The 17,878-nt window shown below is 38.7% G+C and carries 17 protein-coding genes; 2 read left to right on the top strand and 15 right to left on the bottom strand.

The genetic code is table 11. The features are described from left to right. The first annotated feature begins 335 nt into the window (after positions 1–335). Both BMW38_RS03060 and BMW38_RS03055 read left to right on the top strand, forming a co-directional pair. Positions 336–752 carry a hypothetical protein gene (locus BMW38_RS03060; protein ID WP_244524330.1) on the top strand — a complete coding sequence of 139 codons (417 nt, stop codon included), beginning with the start codon at positions 336–338 and terminating at the stop codon, positions 750–752. Between the two features lie 102 nt (positions 753–854). Then, positions 855–1,469 (top strand): RDD family protein, encoded by a 615-nt coding sequence (locus BMW38_RS03055; RefSeq protein ID WP_092705763.1) that lies wholly within the window; start codon positions 855–857, stop codon positions 1,467–1,469. A 156-nt stretch (positions 1,470–1,625) separates the two neighbouring features. Here the strand turns inward: BMW38_RS03055 and BMW38_RS03050 are convergent, their stop codons facing one another. The 15 genes from BMW38_RS03050 to BMW38_RS02980 form a co-directional block, all read right to left on the bottom strand. Then, positions 1,626–2,171 (bottom strand): glycoside hydrolase family 108 protein, encoded by a 546-nt coding sequence (locus tag BMW38_RS03050; protein WP_092705762.1) that lies wholly within the window; start codon positions 2,169–2,171, stop codon positions 1,626–1,628. A gap of 588 nt (positions 2,172–2,759) precedes the next feature. Next, entirely contained in the window at positions 2,760–3,149 is a 390-nt protein-coding gene (locus BMW38_RS03045; RefSeq protein ID WP_092705761.1) for a hypothetical protein, read from the bottom strand. Positions 3,150–3,266: 117 nt separating this feature from the next. Continuing rightward, a complete protein-coding gene (locus tag BMW38_RS03040; RefSeq protein WP_092705760.1) occupies positions 3,267–6,704 on the bottom strand; it encodes a host specificity factor TipJ family phage tail protein in 3,438 nt (1,145 codons plus the stop codon). Then, positions 6,697–7,059: a hypothetical protein gene (locus tag BMW38_RS03035; protein ID WP_092705759.1), complete on the bottom strand. Its 363-nt coding sequence runs from the start codon at positions 7,057–7,059 to the stop codon at positions 6,697–6,699. The genes BMW38_RS03040 and BMW38_RS03035 overlap by 8 nt, the downstream gene beginning before the upstream one ends. Further along, entirely contained in the window at positions 7,056–7,562 is a 507-nt protein-coding gene (locus BMW38_RS03030) for a DUF1833 family protein (protein ID WP_092705758.1), read from the bottom strand. Before BMW38_RS03030 ends, BMW38_RS03035 begins: the two co-directional genes overlap by 4 nt. Further along, positions 7,562–7,960: a hypothetical protein gene (locus tag BMW38_RS03025; protein ID WP_092705757.1), complete on the bottom strand. Its 399-nt coding sequence runs from the start codon at positions 7,958–7,960 to the stop codon at positions 7,562–7,564. Before BMW38_RS03025 ends, BMW38_RS03030 begins: the two co-directional genes overlap by 1 nt. 151 nt (positions 7,961–8,111) lie before the next feature. Then, positions 8,112–8,270 carry a hypothetical protein gene (locus BMW38_RS19410; protein WP_170834027.1) on the bottom strand — a complete coding sequence of 53 codons (159 nt, stop codon included), beginning with the start codon at positions 8,268–8,270 and terminating at the stop codon, positions 8,112–8,114. Positions 8,271–8,670: 400 nt separating this feature from the next. After that, positions 8,671–13,188, bottom strand: coding sequence for a tape measure protein (locus BMW38_RS03020; RefSeq protein WP_092706115.1), 4,518 nt, complete (start codon positions 13,186–13,188; stop codon positions 8,671–8,673). Positions 13,189–13,325: 137 nt separating this feature from the next. After that, complete coding sequence (locus BMW38_RS03015; RefSeq protein WP_092705756.1) at positions 13,326–13,784, bottom strand: hypothetical protein; 459 nt, start codon at positions 13,782–13,784, stop codon at positions 13,326–13,328. 51 nt (positions 13,785–13,835) lie between these two features. After that, positions 13,836–14,183: a hypothetical protein gene (locus BMW38_RS03010; RefSeq protein WP_170834026.1), complete on the bottom strand. Its 348-nt coding sequence runs from the start codon at positions 14,181–14,183 to the stop codon at positions 13,836–13,838. After that, on the bottom strand, positions 14,180–14,722 hold the full coding sequence (locus BMW38_RS03005) for a hypothetical protein (RefSeq protein WP_092705755.1): 543 nt from the start codon (positions 14,720–14,722) through the stop codon (positions 14,180–14,182). The genes BMW38_RS03010 and BMW38_RS03005 overlap by 4 nt, the downstream gene beginning before the upstream one ends. An 87-nt stretch (positions 14,723–14,809) precedes the next feature. After that, a complete protein-coding gene (locus tag BMW38_RS03000; RefSeq protein WP_244524329.1) occupies positions 14,810–15,178 on the bottom strand; it encodes a hypothetical protein in 369 nt (122 codons plus the stop codon). Between the two features lie 34 nt (positions 15,179–15,212). Next, positions 15,213–15,851 carry a TonB family protein gene (locus BMW38_RS02995; protein WP_092705753.1) on the bottom strand — a complete coding sequence of 213 codons (639 nt, stop codon included), beginning with the start codon at positions 15,849–15,851 and terminating at the stop codon, positions 15,213–15,215. Between the two features lie 502 nt (positions 15,852–16,353). Next, positions 16,354–16,863 (bottom strand): hypothetical protein, encoded by a 510-nt coding sequence (locus tag BMW38_RS02985; RefSeq protein ID WP_092705751.1) that lies wholly within the window; start codon positions 16,861–16,863, stop codon positions 16,354–16,356. 71 nt (positions 16,864–16,934) lie between these two features. After that, positions 16,935–17,852 (bottom strand): phage tail tube protein, encoded by a 918-nt coding sequence (locus BMW38_RS02980; RefSeq protein WP_092705750.1) that lies wholly within the window; start codon positions 17,850–17,852, stop codon positions 16,935–16,937. Positions 17,853–17,878: the final 26 nt, after the last annotated feature.

Raw genomic sequence — 17,878 nt, 5'->3', positions numbered from 1 at the left:
TAATCGTATGAGCGGTGCATCGTGTAATAGAGTACATTCCAATAAGGCTTTAAACATCAATTGGCCCTATATCGACAATTTGGCCAGCTACTCATAATGACATTTATCACCATTAGTCAAAAACAAATGAGATCGGGCCGCTGAGTAAAGGTCAAAGTTGTAGTCCTGTTTATTCGGGTGAAAGGAACAGCCTCAGTTGTGGAGAAGCTTATGCACTTAATTTGAATGACTACAACTAGATCGTTAAACCTGAACCAGCATGTGATCTAAGTAAAGGTGTTATTATCAATCAACTTATAGAACCTATTACTAAAAAGTAAAGAAAAAGCCCTTATATGAAAATACAACTCTTAGCATCTTTAATAACTATTAGTCTTACTTCTTGCATGGTAAAGCCTATTATAGCTAACAATAAAGAGGTCTCTATTCAACCGATACTTATCACAAGCAATACGAAAAGTAATATTTCAATGATGGCCTCAGCACATGGAAAGCTTTATGCAGATAAAAATGGATGTATCAGACTTGGCGATGAAACGGGTCCATTAATTATTTGGCGCTATGGCAGCAAATTAGAAAATCCAAGTCGTGGTATATTTAAAATTACCAATAGTTTTTCAAATCGATCTGTTTTAATTGGCGAGGAAATATCAATAAGCGGTGGTCCATATGAAGTAAAACCTACACAAGTCACCCCTTCTATTCCTGATGCTTGCGCAAATCATGGTTACTGGCTAGCTGGGCCTATTTAACTAAAATTTGTTCTTATGAATTCTGTTTACTATTAATTCAACTAACTATAATATTTTACATTAATAAAAATTAATTTATAAATTCTCACTAAAGGAATAAAAATGGAATTTTTACCTATCGAAATCAACGGTGAAAAGGTTTTTGCTGGTTTTTGGAAACGTCTAGGTGCCGCAATTATTGATATAATTGTATTTATACCTGTAATGTTTATCAGTTATTACATTCAAAGTATCTCAATGCTAAATGCCATACTAACAACAACAATCTTAGCCCCATTATATTATGCTTATATAATTTTTTTTCATTATAAATTTGGTGCGACTATAGGAAAAATGGTAGTAGGTATCCAGATAACTCTACCTAATGGTCATAAGATTGGCTTAAAAGAAGCTGTACTAAGATCTTCAGTAGAAATTGTCATTACCTGTTTTGTAGTTACGGCTCAACTCATTGCTTTAAAACAGGCTGATCCAGATATTTATCTTAATGCAGGATGGGGGAATCGGGCAAAATACATAATGCTATTGTTACCGACTTGGTATGGTTTAATAAACCTATTGAATCAATTATGGTTCTGGAGTGAGTTCATAGTTTTACTTTTTAATAAAAGAAAACGTGCAATACATGACTTTATTGCAGGAACTGTTGTGATCAAACAAAAATATTCTAAAGATCAAATCCCTAACCCATTTACCAGAAAAGTTATCGCTAGTTAAATTAATACGGACAATTATGCACTAGGTTTTTACAGTTAAAAATTTTTATAAAAAGCTCTCCTTAGAGAACTTTCACGCAAATGCCAACACTCACATTATTATTAATAGCATGAGCTGTGCATCCTGAAAACAGAATGCACAGCAGTACTAAAGCTTTCATAAAGAAACCCTATTAGCGATCCAACCGTAAAAGAATTGTTCTTGGCTTGGATTGCGCTCACAGATTTCGATGTAACGTTGGCCTTGCATGATGTTCAGCACGCGAACTAATACCTTCTCGCCTTCTTTGCCTCTTTTTGACAGATAATTTTTAAGAGCATTTAGAGTAGCTGGGCCATAAATTCCATCGATGGAGAGATCTGGCCACCCTGTTTTGCCTTGGTTGTTCAATAGATTTAATGCACGCTGTAAAAGAGGTTTTGCAAAACCGGTACCACAATTCACACCAGTATCTAAAAGCTCTTCCGCTACTGCTGAGCTGATAGTATTTAATTGATCGAATCGTGGTGCTGTCCAGTACTGCTTCTTGTAAATTGCTTTGGCCACTTCAAGTGGTAAATCTTTCATATTACCTTTAAAACCATTTGTACGTGCTACTGCTTCAGTAATACCGTACTTAGTTGCACCGCCACGATCAGCAGGGTTATTTACATAACCACCTTCGCGATTAATAAGTTCTTCAAGATATTGATCAATGTTCATTTTACTTTCCTTTTGACGTAAAAAAGCCACCCGTAGGTGGCGCAGTTTTTTTCAAGTTGGTTCATGCTTTTATAGAAGCAATTATTACATCCAACTTCCACATTAAGATTGGGATGGAAAACAATAGAATAAATGCAACTATTGTTTGCCATAAGCCGTACTTTTCAATAGACACTTTTATAAGCTCCACTATTGGTTTAAAATGCTCCATATAGATATATTTTTCCTCTTACTTGTATTGGTGGGTGGAATTAAAAACCTCAGTGTTGGCGCACTGGGGTTTTTGCTTTTTTGGGATAAAGTACATTTCTTACTTCCCATAAAATTAATAGATGAACTTTACCTCCATCCTTTTTTTAATATCAGGCGGAAGGACTTCCGCTGACTTTGTTAAAAAATTGTTTATGCTGATTGACGTACTCTTCACACATAATTTTCCTGCCTGTAAAAATAAAAAAACCACCCTGTGGTGGTCATTTCATAATATTGGTTGTCAATAGGATTTAGTAGTAACCAGAGGCTTTCACTGTCAACAGGTAATTTCTCTCTTATACGTGTACTTCTAAACAAAACCGCCCGAAGGCGGCATTAACTGTTTTCGATGTCACTTCTGGCTTTCTTAACTTCTTTGATTACTTCAATAATCGTCTTACCTTCCTGTTTGTTGATAAAGTTAAATGTCCACCGGACCAAAGCCCAACCCGGAATACCGCAAACAAAGAAGAATCCTCCAAGTGCCATCATCCCCCAAATATCTGTAATCCATTCATGAAGCCCCCACTTCACGATAATAAATGAGCCACCGGCTAAACTTGATACAACTGTACAGATCAGGCCCACTGCCCATTCTTGCGGTGAGCGAGGCATCCGGGTCATCAATACAACTGCTGCAACTAAAGCGACGGCTAAAGTCACCATAATTGCTGCGCCATAAAATTTTAATAATGCTGTTAAACCGCTTGTGGAAACTGGTTCCATTTATTTCTCCAGAAATAGAAAAACCGCTAGAAAGCGGTAGTTGTACGTTGTCCAATCCATCATTGGGCCAATCAAAAAAAAGCACCCGAATTGGGTGCTCTAAGTTCTTTCAAAGTATTAAAGGGTTTGTAAGATTTTTCCTCCATTAATCAATTTAGTTGTCAGTGGCGCTACTCCGACAATTGCAGTGCCGCCTGCTCCTGGCTGGCCTTCAGTTGTGCCATGGTAATTCCAGTTCGAAGTACCACTGTTTGAAGACTTGGTACCACGCTGACCCCAGCCTCCTCCATCACCTGACAAAGGTGATACATAGCGGTCGTTTTGAGTTCGGTATCCTTTACCAGATACTAAAGCTTCTGCATCAGTAACCTTATCCACCATAAAATAGCCATTAAAGTACCAACGCCAGTCCTGAGTATCATTGTAAATTGGCTGACCTGTCATAACCCGTCCAAAAGGTGCACCAGCTCCACCCGGTACTCCTTGAACTCCATAAGTTAGTTCAGTGTAGATACCACTTGGAGTAGCGCCACCTCCTGAGCCGCCTCGAGCAAGTGTTCCGCCGTCAATAATCAGGTTCAATTTACCGTGCCGGTTCATTAAACCCGGTGCACCTTGGAACCCATCACGGCGTGTTTTGGCAAAGTTATAATCAGGATCACTAGACCATGCACCAAAGGCCAAATGTGGCAAACCACCATCGCCCCCACGCCCAACCACTGAACCTTTAATCGTAAGATTTACAGTAAGACCAGGAGGAAACTCTCCTGTATCAATCGCTGGCAGTTCTTGGACGGCAGGTACAATAAACTCCTGTTTTGCTGGACTAGAATTGTGGTCGAACTTATACACCATTCGTGTTTCTGGTCGAAGTGAACTAGAGCTCGAAACCAAAGCACCGGCTTCAACGATAAAGCTAATTTCTCCAGAGGTTGGCAAGTCACCTCTTTGCATCTGATATAACCGCGCCAGATTAATATCTAACTGGTCGTATCGAATGTAAATCGGAGAATCATCGACTGGTACATCAATAAAATCTTTATCGTTGAGGTAATACCGAACATCATAATTCACCGCAGTAATCGTATTTGAGAACTTATCCACTGGGTCTTTCTTAGCGACAAGGTAAGGTAAGGAGTCCTTTGTATCGTCATTAACAACCGTATAGATAGTATTAATAAAATCATCTGGACTTAGTTTTAAAGCCCCGTTGGGCAACCGTCCTAAAACTACTTTGTTCTTAGCAGATCCGGCAGTAATAGGAAGTAGATCAACGGTACCATCTCCCATTTGCAAATAAATCACGTAGCTCTTACCAGCGATGAAATCTACATCATGGCTTAGAGTTAGAATTAAGCCCTCTTGTTTCACCACATCACCACTTTGATGAACGCCATTGCGGTAATCCGCTACAGCAATACGGTCACGTAAAACCAGTAATTCCGATTCTGGCGCTGCATCAAAAGTGATTGATTTGCGCTGAAAGCGGAGCTTGTTCCAAAGCCGGTACGCATTAAAACGAGCTTGCCATTTGTTACGCACACCAACAGATTTAACTTCTTTGGGATTCTTGGATCCCTTATCCGGCAAATAAATATTGATACGACTATCATCGGTCGGATCCGTATATTCATAGATCAACCCATCATAGTCGTCCATCATGCCTAGCGTTAGATCATGCTTATAACTATCCGGAATGATATTCCTGAAGTTAAACAGTAATACCGAGTTATCTGTTGGTCGTTCAAAGTAGATCTTTAGCTTGTTGTTCTGTCGATATGCCGTACAAAAAACAGCATCACAAAGGTTGGTGACCAGCTCTTCAAATGAAAGATTAGTGTCATCAATGGTTGTACAGAACTCAGCAGCTAAAGGCGTACCGAAGTAATCGACAATATCGTTATAAGTACGATAGATGTTTTCAATATCAATCTCATTGATCGTACGGCGGCCAATCTTGTCATCGAGCGCCATTGAAACCAAAGCATCTGCAAAGCTTGAAGTTGGGAACAACTCTGCTGTCATCGCTCCATTTTTGTATGTTGGCAACATCCGCTGAAGATCGAAATTGATCTTGCGCGACTTAACAGATAAGGCTCCAGTCGTTGCATATGTACGTGCACGGAAAACCGTTTCATGTTCATACATCGTGCTTTGTAATGGATAAGCACCGTAGAGTGCTTGCCACTTCACTTCATCTACTACGGTTGTCACTGCTGGAGTTGGTGTTAATCGGCGAGCACGTACGCTACAGCGCCCTTGAAATGTGACCATATCCAGCGTTGCACCGACAGTTTGCCGTGACTTAGCTGAACCCTTGAGAATGATCTGTTTTAGCATTGGGTTGCCAATAGCTGCACCAGACTCATTCACTGGAGTTACTTCAACTTCAATTGTGACATTTACAGCCGCCTGATTACCTCCTGAAGAGACGGTATAAAGCCCATTGTTCGCCACAAAGTTAAAGATGACACGACTACGTTCAATGTTGTCCAGAATGAATGGACCAATCCACTTCTCGCCAATAGATGAAAGCTTTGGAGATAAAGCACCAGTTTGCTGATTAGTGAGCTCTTTTAGCTTTAGCCAATTCGGATTTACTGCTGCCGGATTTGATAAGGCCATTCGGTCATCAGCAACGGATAAGACGCTGTACGTACCATTTAAATCGTATGTTTGCCCATTATAAGTAAAAGAAGCATTAGTAATTTCAACTCGGTCATTGCTGACAAACTTAGTCGTTAAATCAGTATTGTTTGCGGCTGCTCGCAGGATCTCGTTTGGATATGCAAATTGAAGATAATTTGTGCCCTCTAGACTTTGAGTATCGGCTGGCCGCAATATCTGACCATTCACTGAGTTTTGATGCTGAACAGTTAAAGGCGGTGTAGTAATTTCGCTACCGAGCGAAAAATAAGGCTGTCCGGATACTATATCGACACCTGGTCGAAAGACCTCGACCGATGCACCTGCAATATCAACAATATTGGTTTCACCATCGTAAGCGCCTTTAATATGATAGTGACCACGCCCAATACAACCAACAAGATGTTCAACTTCAACATTGTTTTCATAGACTTTGTAAGGAACTGCAATTAAGTCAGGCGTATCCCAAGCAGCCCCGTAAATATCAGCAATACGGCCATTCACCCGCATTTTGTTTTCGCGATTTGAAAGTTCGTTATTTGCAGATGAGGATTGATTGTTATTCTGAGTAGTTTGGGCAATTGACGGCGCGGGCATTAGAAATGCGATCGCCACACTTAAAACAATAGAGACGATAGCAGCAATAAGCGCAGGCATCCCTTTCGGGTTTTCAATCACAATGAAAGTACCCGGCAAGAAATCAAGCTGCTTTAAGTCGTGAGCATTCTTAGGAGTAACTTCATTGGCAAAAGAGATCTCCGCATGATCCATATTGCTTGATGTATGAAAAATACGAACATGCTCAGGCAAGTATTCATATTTTGAAGTAAGCCATTGCCCGATAGTTTCGGCATGCTCAATTGTCTTCTCTTCAGACAAAGGATCCTGTTTATAAATAATCTTAATCATAGTAACTGACCCGACTAAACCCCATTGCTTTAATGACGTCTTCAGCTAAATAAGTGACTCCACTCTCCATCAGGTGTAAAACCTTCTGCCCACGAAAAAGCCCCACATGCGGGGGCTTATTTCTTTGTCTTGGATGGAAGGCGACTATGCAGCCTTCCTTGGGCATGGGCAGCGGATTTAAGAGCTTTAATCGTGAGACTTTAAACTCGATATGACCTTTAGGTTTCATGAACAAATCCAAAGCTTCACTCCGGTCTACTCCAAATAGATCTAGAGCGGCTTCATGTGCAAAGTGAACACAGTTGTAGTGTTCTTCGTCGTATTGCTTATCAAGCAAATGATCATGACTTTTCATACAGCTCCCTTCAGTCCACTAAATCTATCTAGTGAGAAAATGTCACCAGTTTTGGAGGTATTTAAACGAGGTGATTCAGCCTTGAAAGTCACAGCTTTATGGTTCATTGAAACACCTGCAAGTTGAAGACCTAGCAAATAATGGATTGGTGTATTCAAGTTATCTGAACTATAGAGCCGATAATTCACAATAGGTTTAACATCTGCAAATTGGCCTTCCAGCACTCGCTCAAACTCATCCGGCAATATATCGCCAAGACCTGAAACTGAGACAGTTAAAGTCTGATCCAGATCACCTAACATTCCGGATCTTTGAATCGTTAATGGTAAATATTCATAGTAGAACTGGCCTGACCCTTCTCTGTGCTGTACATAGACACCTCGATCATCATTACGAACAACACGATAAGTGTTTAGAAAAGATGGATGTGATAACTCAATACACTCCAGTTGATAGATATCGACTTTACGATTGAGAAAGAACTTGGCGTATTCATTATCCATTAGACCTCCCAATCTTTGATCAATGCTGCATCAGCTGTAAGGTTCGGCTGGTTCTGAACAACTTCAATCTGAGCGGTTACCCGGTAAAGATTTCCATTCACCTCGTTAGTCTTGAATGAGTTGGGAATGAAGTTGCATTGATATTGCTGGCGCGCTCCCTGATCAATAACAAGATCCGCATAAAATGATGCTGGTTTGCTTTGGTAAACACGCCAGAAGGCCATCATTTTATTGAAATCGGTTTTACTTAAATTCCAGTTCACATCGACAATGTGACTATTACGTTTTACATCGATGTAATAGCGTCCTCGCCCTCCATCCATTTGCTGACGCTTTACATCATCACCTGGTGTTACGCCGTAGCCATTTGTTTGAGGATTTAGCTTTAACTTGTACATAACTTTCCTGCAGGCAATAAAAAACCGACTTTTAATTAGGTCGGTTTCTAGGATTTTAACGCTAATATTATGGAATCTAACTTCCATAGTAATATTGGGATGGAGATCATTAATATTGGTTTACCAACATCCCACCAGGTATATTTATCTTTCATTGAACCACCTCAATAAGCTTGGCCAGAGCGTTAATAATGTTCGAAAACTGCCAAAGAAAAATTCCGAAAAAGATAGATCCTGTTACTTTTACAAAACCATATTTTTCCATAGTTGCCTCTACATATTTTAAAATCACTGCTATAATTTCATGCATAGTAATTCTTCTCCTTGATTCTCGACGATTAAGTGGAACTAAAAACCTCAGTGCTACCAACACTGGGGTTTTTGCTTTATTAGAGTTAACAGTTTCAATTTCTAAATTTTGTTTAGAATGAACTTGTCCATATTTTTAAACTTTTGACATAACTAGAAATCTCTCAATTTTTTCCACTACTTTTTTCAGGCACTAAAAAAGCCGACTTGTTTAGAGTCGGCTTCGCTTGAAAAAATAATAGAACGTGTCAATAGAAATTAAAAGGCATAAAACCAGTTTATAAGAAATTACTGCACGATATTCATCCAACACTAAATTAAATGTATAAAATTTAACATTCCATTTATATTCATTTTTACATCATTTAGAATCTGGAATACTTCAAACCAACGATGTTTAGTTATCGATTTCGTCTTGCTGTCGTATTCTCAGTCAATGACCGACTAACTAGAGAGTTCGGATTTTTAATATCCTCACTAACTAATTTTGGTACCGCTTTTGGAAGTTGCTTATCCAGTTCTTCTCTTACGATGATCCGGACAGTTTTCTCATCCAGTTGTTCAGTTTCAACTGTTGCCCCATTGACTTGATTCAGTACTTCAATCTTGAAATTGATAGTTGGAGAAGATTGCTCAAAAGAAGGCATAAACTCAGCTTGAGGACGCGGAGATTGCCCAGAGGTAAAGTCCTGTACAACTTCGAGATTTGACCTATCCTGAACTAAACCATTGGATGAGAAGTAAACTTTTCCGTCGTGGAATAAATCTGAACGAGCGGAAGCGGGAGGCTTTGAAACAGCTCCTCCAGTAAATCCACCGTTAGCAAAGCCTTTAGTAATAATCTGATTTTCTCGAGTAGGTTGATTAAAAATATTCGAGATACTTTGACTATCATTAAAAGCTTTTGAGCTTAAGAAAGAACGATTAAAGACATTCTCTGTAGAAGTGTTGTTTTGAGCATGGTTATTGATAAATGCTTCAGGACCTGAGCTCTTACGCATATTCTCGACTAAACCAACTCCACCCCAACGGCGGATATCATCCTGTGACCAGACCACCTCGCCTTTATGGACAATACCCGCAGCTTCATACTTACCACCAGAGCCAGTGTAACCACCATCCGCAAAGCCTTGATCCTTAATTGCCCGGATGTTTGCAATAATGCTGACACCTTGTGCAACGGCTCCAGCAATCAAAGGTAAGTTGTAAGGAAAACCAACCTTTGCAGCTGCTGCAATATTCTGCTGAATAGCAAGTCCGGCCGCAGCGATCGCATAAGCCTTATCCGCCGCAAACATAAGCTTATAGGCTTTGGATTGTTCGCCAAACATAGAACCAAACATTGAGGTGACTGAACCCATCATTTGCCCACCAAGAGCTATTTGGGTGTTCAGTCGATCCTGTTGATATTTGTCTTCAATATCTTTAGCGTTCTGAGCATATTCACTACCAATTTGATTGCGTTGCTCTTGAGCAGCTTGAATGATTGCAGTTTTCTGGTTTTCAAAATCTTGCTGACTAATAAGCTGCTGCTCAAACTGAGCATTGAGTGTTTCTAATGAGTTTTGTTCATCTAAATCAGCAGCACCAAATTTACTATCAGCCAAATCATTAGCAGCACCCAATCGACTAAATCGTTCTTGATCCTGTCTATAAAATTCGCTGGTACCATTCATATCAGCCTGTATACCGCCCCAGTTTTGAACAGCATTATTAACTTTGTCGCGTGTCTCTTTGTTCTGATTGGCTTTTGAGAACGCGATTCTTGCTTGACGTTCCTCAGTATCTTTAACAGTTTTTGCTATTTCCTCCCGCTCTAATCTATAGCGTTCCTGCATGGCTTGGGTTTCTGTCAACAAAGCTTGTTTAGCTTGAAATAAACGCTGCTCTTGAGCCAACTTTATAAGCGCGTTTTCTTGCTGATATTGCTGTTCCAGCAATTCCACTGCCTGTTTCTGTTCAGACTTACTTAATTCAATATTATGAGCCGCATTAAATTTCCTGCGATTAAAATTTTCTTTAAGTAGTTCAGTCTCGGTTTTCTGGAACTCCTTATAGTCCTCAAGTTTGCTGCTAATAGCTTGTTTAGCGATCGCAATATCATTATCAGCACGGCGTTGTAATTCTGCCTTGATTTCGGCTGTACGTTCTGGTGAAAAACCGGCCTTATCAACATCCTCCAGTCTAACCGTTAAGTTATTCTGGATCCGCTGTACTTCAGTGGCCACTTCATTTTCAAGTGACCGCTGAGCATCTAGTTGACGATCAAGTTGTGATTGAATATCACCTGAAGCTTTATCACTTCCTTTACTTGCCCCACCTTTAACCTTGCTTTGCATACTTGGTGATTGGTGAAGAAGTTTTAGGGATACACCATCCTCAAATATCACCTCACTGACATAACCGCCACCTTTACTATCGTAACGGGTCTTAATGTCTTTCACCGGAACATTAGTCGTGATTGGTGTGCCTTCAGGCATTGAAAAATCAATACCCTTATGAAATGAAGAAGCCCCTTTAGTAGGGGCTTTTCGTGGACCATAATTGGAACTGATCTTGTAATTGGATAGAGGTTTGCCACCTGCCTGCAATCGCGCAAGATGTTCATTAGAAACTTTCTGGCCAGACATTGAACCGCCATAACGAACATCAAGATGTGGTCCTGTACCAATTCCTGACTGGCCTGACACACCGACTAATCGTTTCGAAAGTTTTTGCTGTTTAGATAACTCATTAGTTGTTTCCTTTAATGCTTTATTCTTCGCATCAATCACATTCTTGTTTTGTTCCTCTATCGAAAGAGTCTGCAAACCAATCTGATATAATTCATTAGAAACTTCTACTCCGCTTTTCCGCGCCCAGCTTGCAGTTTCAACCATTTGCTTAACTTGTTCAGGTGAGTAACCTTTGGCAAGTAAACCTTTGGTAACTAATGCTTCAAATTTACGATCTGCCAATGAATCGGCATATTGTTTTTGTGCATTTTTAGCAGCTAATGCAGCCCTTTCATTCTCATTCAAGGACTTGGTGTTTTTATCCACTCCTACGATAGCATTTTCAGCTTTATTTCCTGCAAGTGTTACCTCAACACCAAATAAGCTGTATGTATGCTTGGTCTTGGCAGCAATTTCAGCTGCTTCATCATAGGCATTCACTTGTTTAAGCAATGCATCCCGTAAATCGGACGGAATCTTTTGACTCTTTAATTGCTCAATCGCCTCTGTATATGAAATGGTGCCAAGTCTGGCCTTATTCGAAATTTCAGCAACTTTGGCATTGCCCACCGCATAGTTCTGGATATTGATCAATGCTGAACCGACCGCTAATTCTTGCTCTCTCAAGGCTTTGTTCTGATCATCCAAAGTTGCTGCTAAATCCCCTAGTTTTTCCTTACGTTGTTCATCATTAAGAGCTTTAATTTCTTCCTTAGTCAACTTTGCAGCTTCGGCCTGCTCCTTTAGCTTTGCTGTGGCTTCAGCAGATTTACTTGAGAAATACATATAAGTAGCAGCCAAAGCAGTCACGCCTAATGTGATTGCCCCAATTGGACCACCAATCAATCCCCATGCTCCGCTCAATAAGCCTGCCATTGAAGCGCTTTTACCTTGCACTAAAGTTACCGCCTTTGTTGCTTTCTCAACATTATTGGCTGCAAGTACATATCTGGCACTAGCTGCACTTGCTCCAAATTTGGCTTGAGTTTCGGCATTTGTTGCTCGCACATTAACTAAATGCGCTTCAGCTTCAGCCAGTGCTGCTTTGGCACTTTCGATCGCCTTTTGCTTTTGCAATTGTGATGCAGCATTGTCAGCAACTAAGGACCCTACTTTGGTATTTAAAGCTGATACTTGTGTTGCGATTGCTTTGCTTAGTAATGCTGTACCACCTAGAATAGCTACATAAGAGATTGATTCTAAATTTTCGGCTAAAACCTTGATTGAACCAGATAATACTTGAGCCGCTCCGCTTCCCTGGCTAGCCTCCCCAACAAATTTAGTAATCTCATTATTAAGAAGAGTTAATGACTGGCTGATCGTAATATCAGTTCTACCAAATAATGCATCTACATCAGACTCTACATTTCTTAAAGCTTTCACAATTTCTTGCGATGTAATTTTTCCTTCAGCAGCAACTGTACGCAACTCTCCTACGGTAATACCCATTCCCTGAGCAATAGCTTTTGCTAAAGCCGGTGTTTGTTCCATGACAGAGTTCAGTTCCTCACCACGTAAGGTACCACTCGCTAAGGCCTGCCCGAATTGAACTAATGCTGCATCTGCCGCAGAAGCATTCGCGCCACTAATCGCCACAGCTTTTGAAACAGTTTCAGTTAAACGCGCTGTATCATCCATTGTTAGATTTAAAGATTTAGCATTATCACTAAATCTTTGATAAACCTGTAAAACAGAATCCCATGCTGAATAGGTATTTTGAGCAATTCTGAATGTATCTTCAGTCGCCTTATTTAACTCCGTCTGGTCTTTAGTAACTAGCTTTAAACGGTTTTGTAGTCCTGTATAAGCATCTATTTGACCAATTGCAGCATTGACCGTAGCCAGGCCTGCCATATATCCAGCCAAAGCTTTAATTGAAATACCGAATGAATTAGCCGCTTTATCTTGTTTATCCAGCTCATTGGTTGTGGCTTTAATTTCTTGAGCAAATTTATGATTTTGGTGAGTTGCTTGCTTAGTCACTTCAACCGTTTTTTGAACTGAAGTATTAGAATTATTAACGGTGGTATTAAAATTTTGAACAATGTTATTGGTAACAGAAAGCTGTTTGCCCATATCTTTTGAAGATTTTGATGCGGAATCACCTCGATCAGTAAATTTTGATAATTCTTCTGCCAAGGCTTTGACATTACGTTCAGCATTCTGCGAATCAATAACAATGACCAAACGGGATTCTTGTGCCATTTTTACTTTTCTCCAGGCAATAAAAAACCCACTCATTGAGTGGGTCTATTTAAGTTAAATATATTTACCAATCTGATGTATTAAAATAATTTAGCCTTTATATAAAAAAGCAACCTAAGCTGCTTTCTCTACTTGCGTTAATTTATATATCCAAACTCTTTTGGGGCATCACCATTATCGGTGTAGGAATGACAATACTTAAAATAAACTGATATATCACTATCATATACTGCTGGCATCCCATCAGCGCTACTAAAATCCAATATTGTTATTTGAGAGCCACTTCCAACCGATGGTTTTGTATAGGAGCAATTAATAATTAATTTGTGTGGTTTTTTGTCCCAGCGTATATCTTGATCTCCGCCTCTACTATCTTCAGGATCAAAATCCGAAGTACCACCCAACAAGGTTGCCTCAAGTAAAACATTTTTACTTGTTTCTGATATGATCTTTGTACTAATGGATTTAGACCAAGAACAATATCCCATATGACATCTACCTACCGATATCACCTCTGGAGTATTTAATATATTGAATCCAGCATTCGCAATTGAGTAAGCACTCAAAGACAATATAAATAATAAAAGTTTTTTCATATTTGATCCTGAACCTATTCCAGTAAAACAGTACACTCTAGGTTGTTTCTATTATTCATACATTGCCATACAGCCCAAATAATATTTTGCAGAGAACTCATTTAACTGTTCCTGCTTTATTGATGGGGCTGAATAACTCGGTTGCTCATAAGCATCACGAATAATTAAAGTAGTTATTTTATGCATATTTTTATTTGGAGTTTTCTTGAGTGCTGAATCATTTGCCTCTAAAGCTTTAATCAATGGTAAACCATTTTGTTTTTGCATCATGACAGTATTAGCCAATTCCATGTACATTCGGCAATTTTTATCCCGTTCATCATCGCTCATAGGTTTAGAAGGTTTTGCAATCGACAAAATAGGCAAGAAAACTAAACTCAACAAAATAATCTTTTTCATTTCGCCCCACCTTTATCATACATTCTCAGACTAGTTCCCAATCCAGATTGTGATATATCTATCCAATAGTCCTTACATCTATAATGATATTCATTGACGTCACCGTATTTAGGATCAATTTCTTGAGTCAAGCTCCATCCAGCTTTAGGTAAACCATATAAGGTTATAAGGGCATCTTTAACTTTGCCAACTGGAAAATCGTCCATTCTTAGACTTAATCCAAAACTTAAAATTTTATAATTTTTTGGATCATAGGTTATGAAGTTAAAATCATAGATTGGTTGACCACTTAACCACATATCATTAGTCCTATTTAAGATAGAAACACGATATTCCTTTGCCCCTATTTTGTTAAAAACATCATTCTCAAGTTCAAGCCTTCTATAATCCTTTGATGCTAATTCCTTAACTGATTTCCCCAACCCCACATCACCAACAATAATTTTATCTTTTGAAATCTCACAAGTTCCGAGGTTTTTATGTTCTGCCCATGAAGAAGAAGACAAACAAATTAACCCTAACAAAATAATTTTTTTCATGAAGTTACCCATTTTAATAATGGCTAAAATTTAACACTTAGGACATTAAAAAACCACCCGAAGGTGGTTATGTAGTGTGTATAAAATTCATTTAGAAGATTTATAACCTCGCATGCACTTATCAAAAAACAATGATGAATATTCTTTCCTGTATGCTTTTCTATCACTTTCATTCATCGTTAATGGAGTATAGTCGTAGACAGTGTCAATTAATTTTTTACTAAAAACAATCAATACTTCATCTCGAGTATTTTCTTTAACTAAATGATATTGTTCCTCTCGACTTTGACCCTTGAAATAATTATCTAAATAGACCAATGCTAATTCTGTAAATATTTCACACTTTTTCTTTACTTCCATATTTTCAACTGATTTGGCTTGAACCGTTCCTATCAATGTAAACATAAGTGTAAATAGATAAAGCCTTTTCATTAGGTTTCTCTTAGATTTTGTCATTTTATAAATCAGTGTCTATTAAATTAATAATATTCTAGTAGTGAAGAGTAGAAAACTTAGTTAGCGTTAAATTTGTAGTATCACTAATCGGATAAGATTTGCCGTTAATTATCAAAGGGAAAAATTTTGCTTTTTTACGGAATTCATCTAAAACAAAATTATCTAATTCTTGAAAACCGGTACTTTTTTGAATCTTTGCAACTGTGATATTGCCATTATCATCTGCTTCTGAATAAATACTCATATATCTGATTTGCCCTTTAACATCATCTTTATTCACCTTAATCTCAGGAAAAACTGCAAATTTTGGTTTTCTAGAAACATCAAAACTAAATGGCTGCTTACCATAAAATCCAACATAAAAACCATTTTCTTGATAAGGGTAAAAGCTAGCATTCTTCATGGCTTTTAAGCTTTTTTTATCTAGAGATTCAACACCACTACTTTTAATGATTGTAGTATCTACTACTTTACCCTTTTCATTCGCTAAAAAACCTACAACAACCTCTCTGTCATATCCTTGAAGTTCCTGATCACTAATATTAATTTTAGGGATTTGCTTCCAGTGTAAATTTGGAGGCATTACTTCGATTAAATTATTAGGATCACTAGCAGAAACATTAAGCGCAAAACAGAACGATAAACTTAATAAAACTTTTAAGAGAATTTTCATATTGATCCAAGTATTAAAATATTTATTTGAAAGTATAAAAAGTGATTAAATTATAAATGATTTCAACCGCAATTAACGACAAAAGTTTTTTGTAGAAATTAATTACAGCACCAAAATCTCTAGTTAAAGTTTGCTCGGTGTATTCATGCTGTGAAAGCTTGAATAGAGCTGGCATGTACTGTTTTTTGAAGACTTTAGAGTATGTGTGGCACAATAACTAAAATAGCCATCACGTAGATAGCTATTTATTACTTTTTGAATTTATTAGAAATCTTCTTATGAGCCTCTTCAATAAATAGATTATCCAGGGCAAATATACAATCATTGAAGATATGAGCATCAACTGGCATATCGTTATGATCTGCATAAACGTTGATAGCCTGCTGATCTAAAGATAGCGGAATGCCCTGCTCATATCGCCTAGATCTGATAATCGTATAAAAGGCAGAAAGGATTGAATCTGCTGCATAAGAATATTCAGGTGGATCTGGGATATGCCCACCTAAGAACTTGATTTGTTCGATTTCGTGCGGCGTTTTCGACGCATAGGTCTTTTGGTACTTGTAGAGTTCGATGACTTTCCCAAAATCGTCGCCTTATCTTTGTCAGCCTCTTCCTGGATCTTTTGAGCTTGCTCTTTAACGAACGACCAGATCAATAAACCAATATCACCAAGGTTAAGCAGCTTAGATGCATTTTCAGGCGTGTAAGGTTGATCAATTTCAACTGTTACACCATCTACCACTTCTGCAAAAACAACACCCTTCCAGTCTTCAATTAAATGCGCTCCAGCAGCATCCAACAAAAGCTCATGGTAAAGCTTTCCGTTCTCATCTTTTACCATCACGTCATAGCCTTTAGATGAGATCTGATTGCCTGCCTTTTCTAACGCAACTTGAAACGGCTTATAACCAATCCCACGAATTTTAAACTCAGCCTGTCCATCTACGGTTTCAAATACGCACCACTTAGATACTTCTGAGCTTCGAACAATTCCGACTTTTAAAGCCATACCTACCTCTGAAATTTAGAAAATAAAAAAGCCCATGGGATTCCATAGGCTTTAAGGTTTATTAATTTGAATTACACAAGCGCTCGTACAATCGTCGGAGCTGTACGGACTTGAGCAAAGTTGATATCTAAAGTGATGATGTCATCACCACCTCCGTCTGGGTGATTAGCTTCCATTACTTCCAATTGAGGAAAGTTGAACGAGTACTTACTGCCTTTGCTGTCTTTAATATCAAATGTTAGTGTGAATACATCACGGGTTTTAATGGCATCAATCCAACCTGCAGCTGTGGCCGAGAACATAAATGAAGCATTCGCTTCAATATCCATCATCTTCTCTAAATAGAACTCTGGTGTGTACTTACCTGAACCAATACAGCGGATAGCTTCAAGATTATTATTAATTGATAGTGTGAGTGACTGCATACATGCCTTACCTTGAATAGATTGACCATTCACAAGTAAGTTTTCAACGTTAGGCATACTGACCAGTGGGCGGCTTGATGCTGCTACTGGATTGGTAACTGGGTTTACTTGCTGACGAGTAAAGGAATTACCAACCAAGCCAAAGTTACCAGTAATCTTTCCTGTGGTCTGAATGGTGATTTCACCCGTATTTACCTGAACACCACGGTAAATAAAGACCTGTCCAACATCTTCAAATACTTTAACCAGAGTGAATGATTTACGTACTGTGCCACCAAAGCTAAGTGCATTTGCTGCCCAGTTGTTAAATGCAAGAGCACTCAAAAATAGATCGAATGTTCCTACAGATAATTCAAACTCTAACTGACCAGCCACTTCAGCTTCAGTAACCACTCCACCCTGACGAAAGCGTGAATCTACAACTTCACTACTTTCTTCTGTAGAGACGTTTTCTGATAATCCGTCACTCACACGGCGAACGACGTACCAGATTGGATTAGCTGGAGTTGTTCCCAGTACTGCTTCTTCACAAGCATATAATCGAATTTTTGCGCCTGAACTCATTTATGGTTCTCCAAAATTTAGGCATT

The organism is Acinetobacter sp. yr461, from assembly GCF_900110445.1.
Taxonomy (GTDB): domain Bacteria; phylum Pseudomonadota; class Gammaproteobacteria; order Pseudomonadales; family Moraxellaceae; genus Acinetobacter; species Acinetobacter calcoaceticus.
This window is presented reverse-complemented; position numbering and strand designations above follow the sequence as displayed.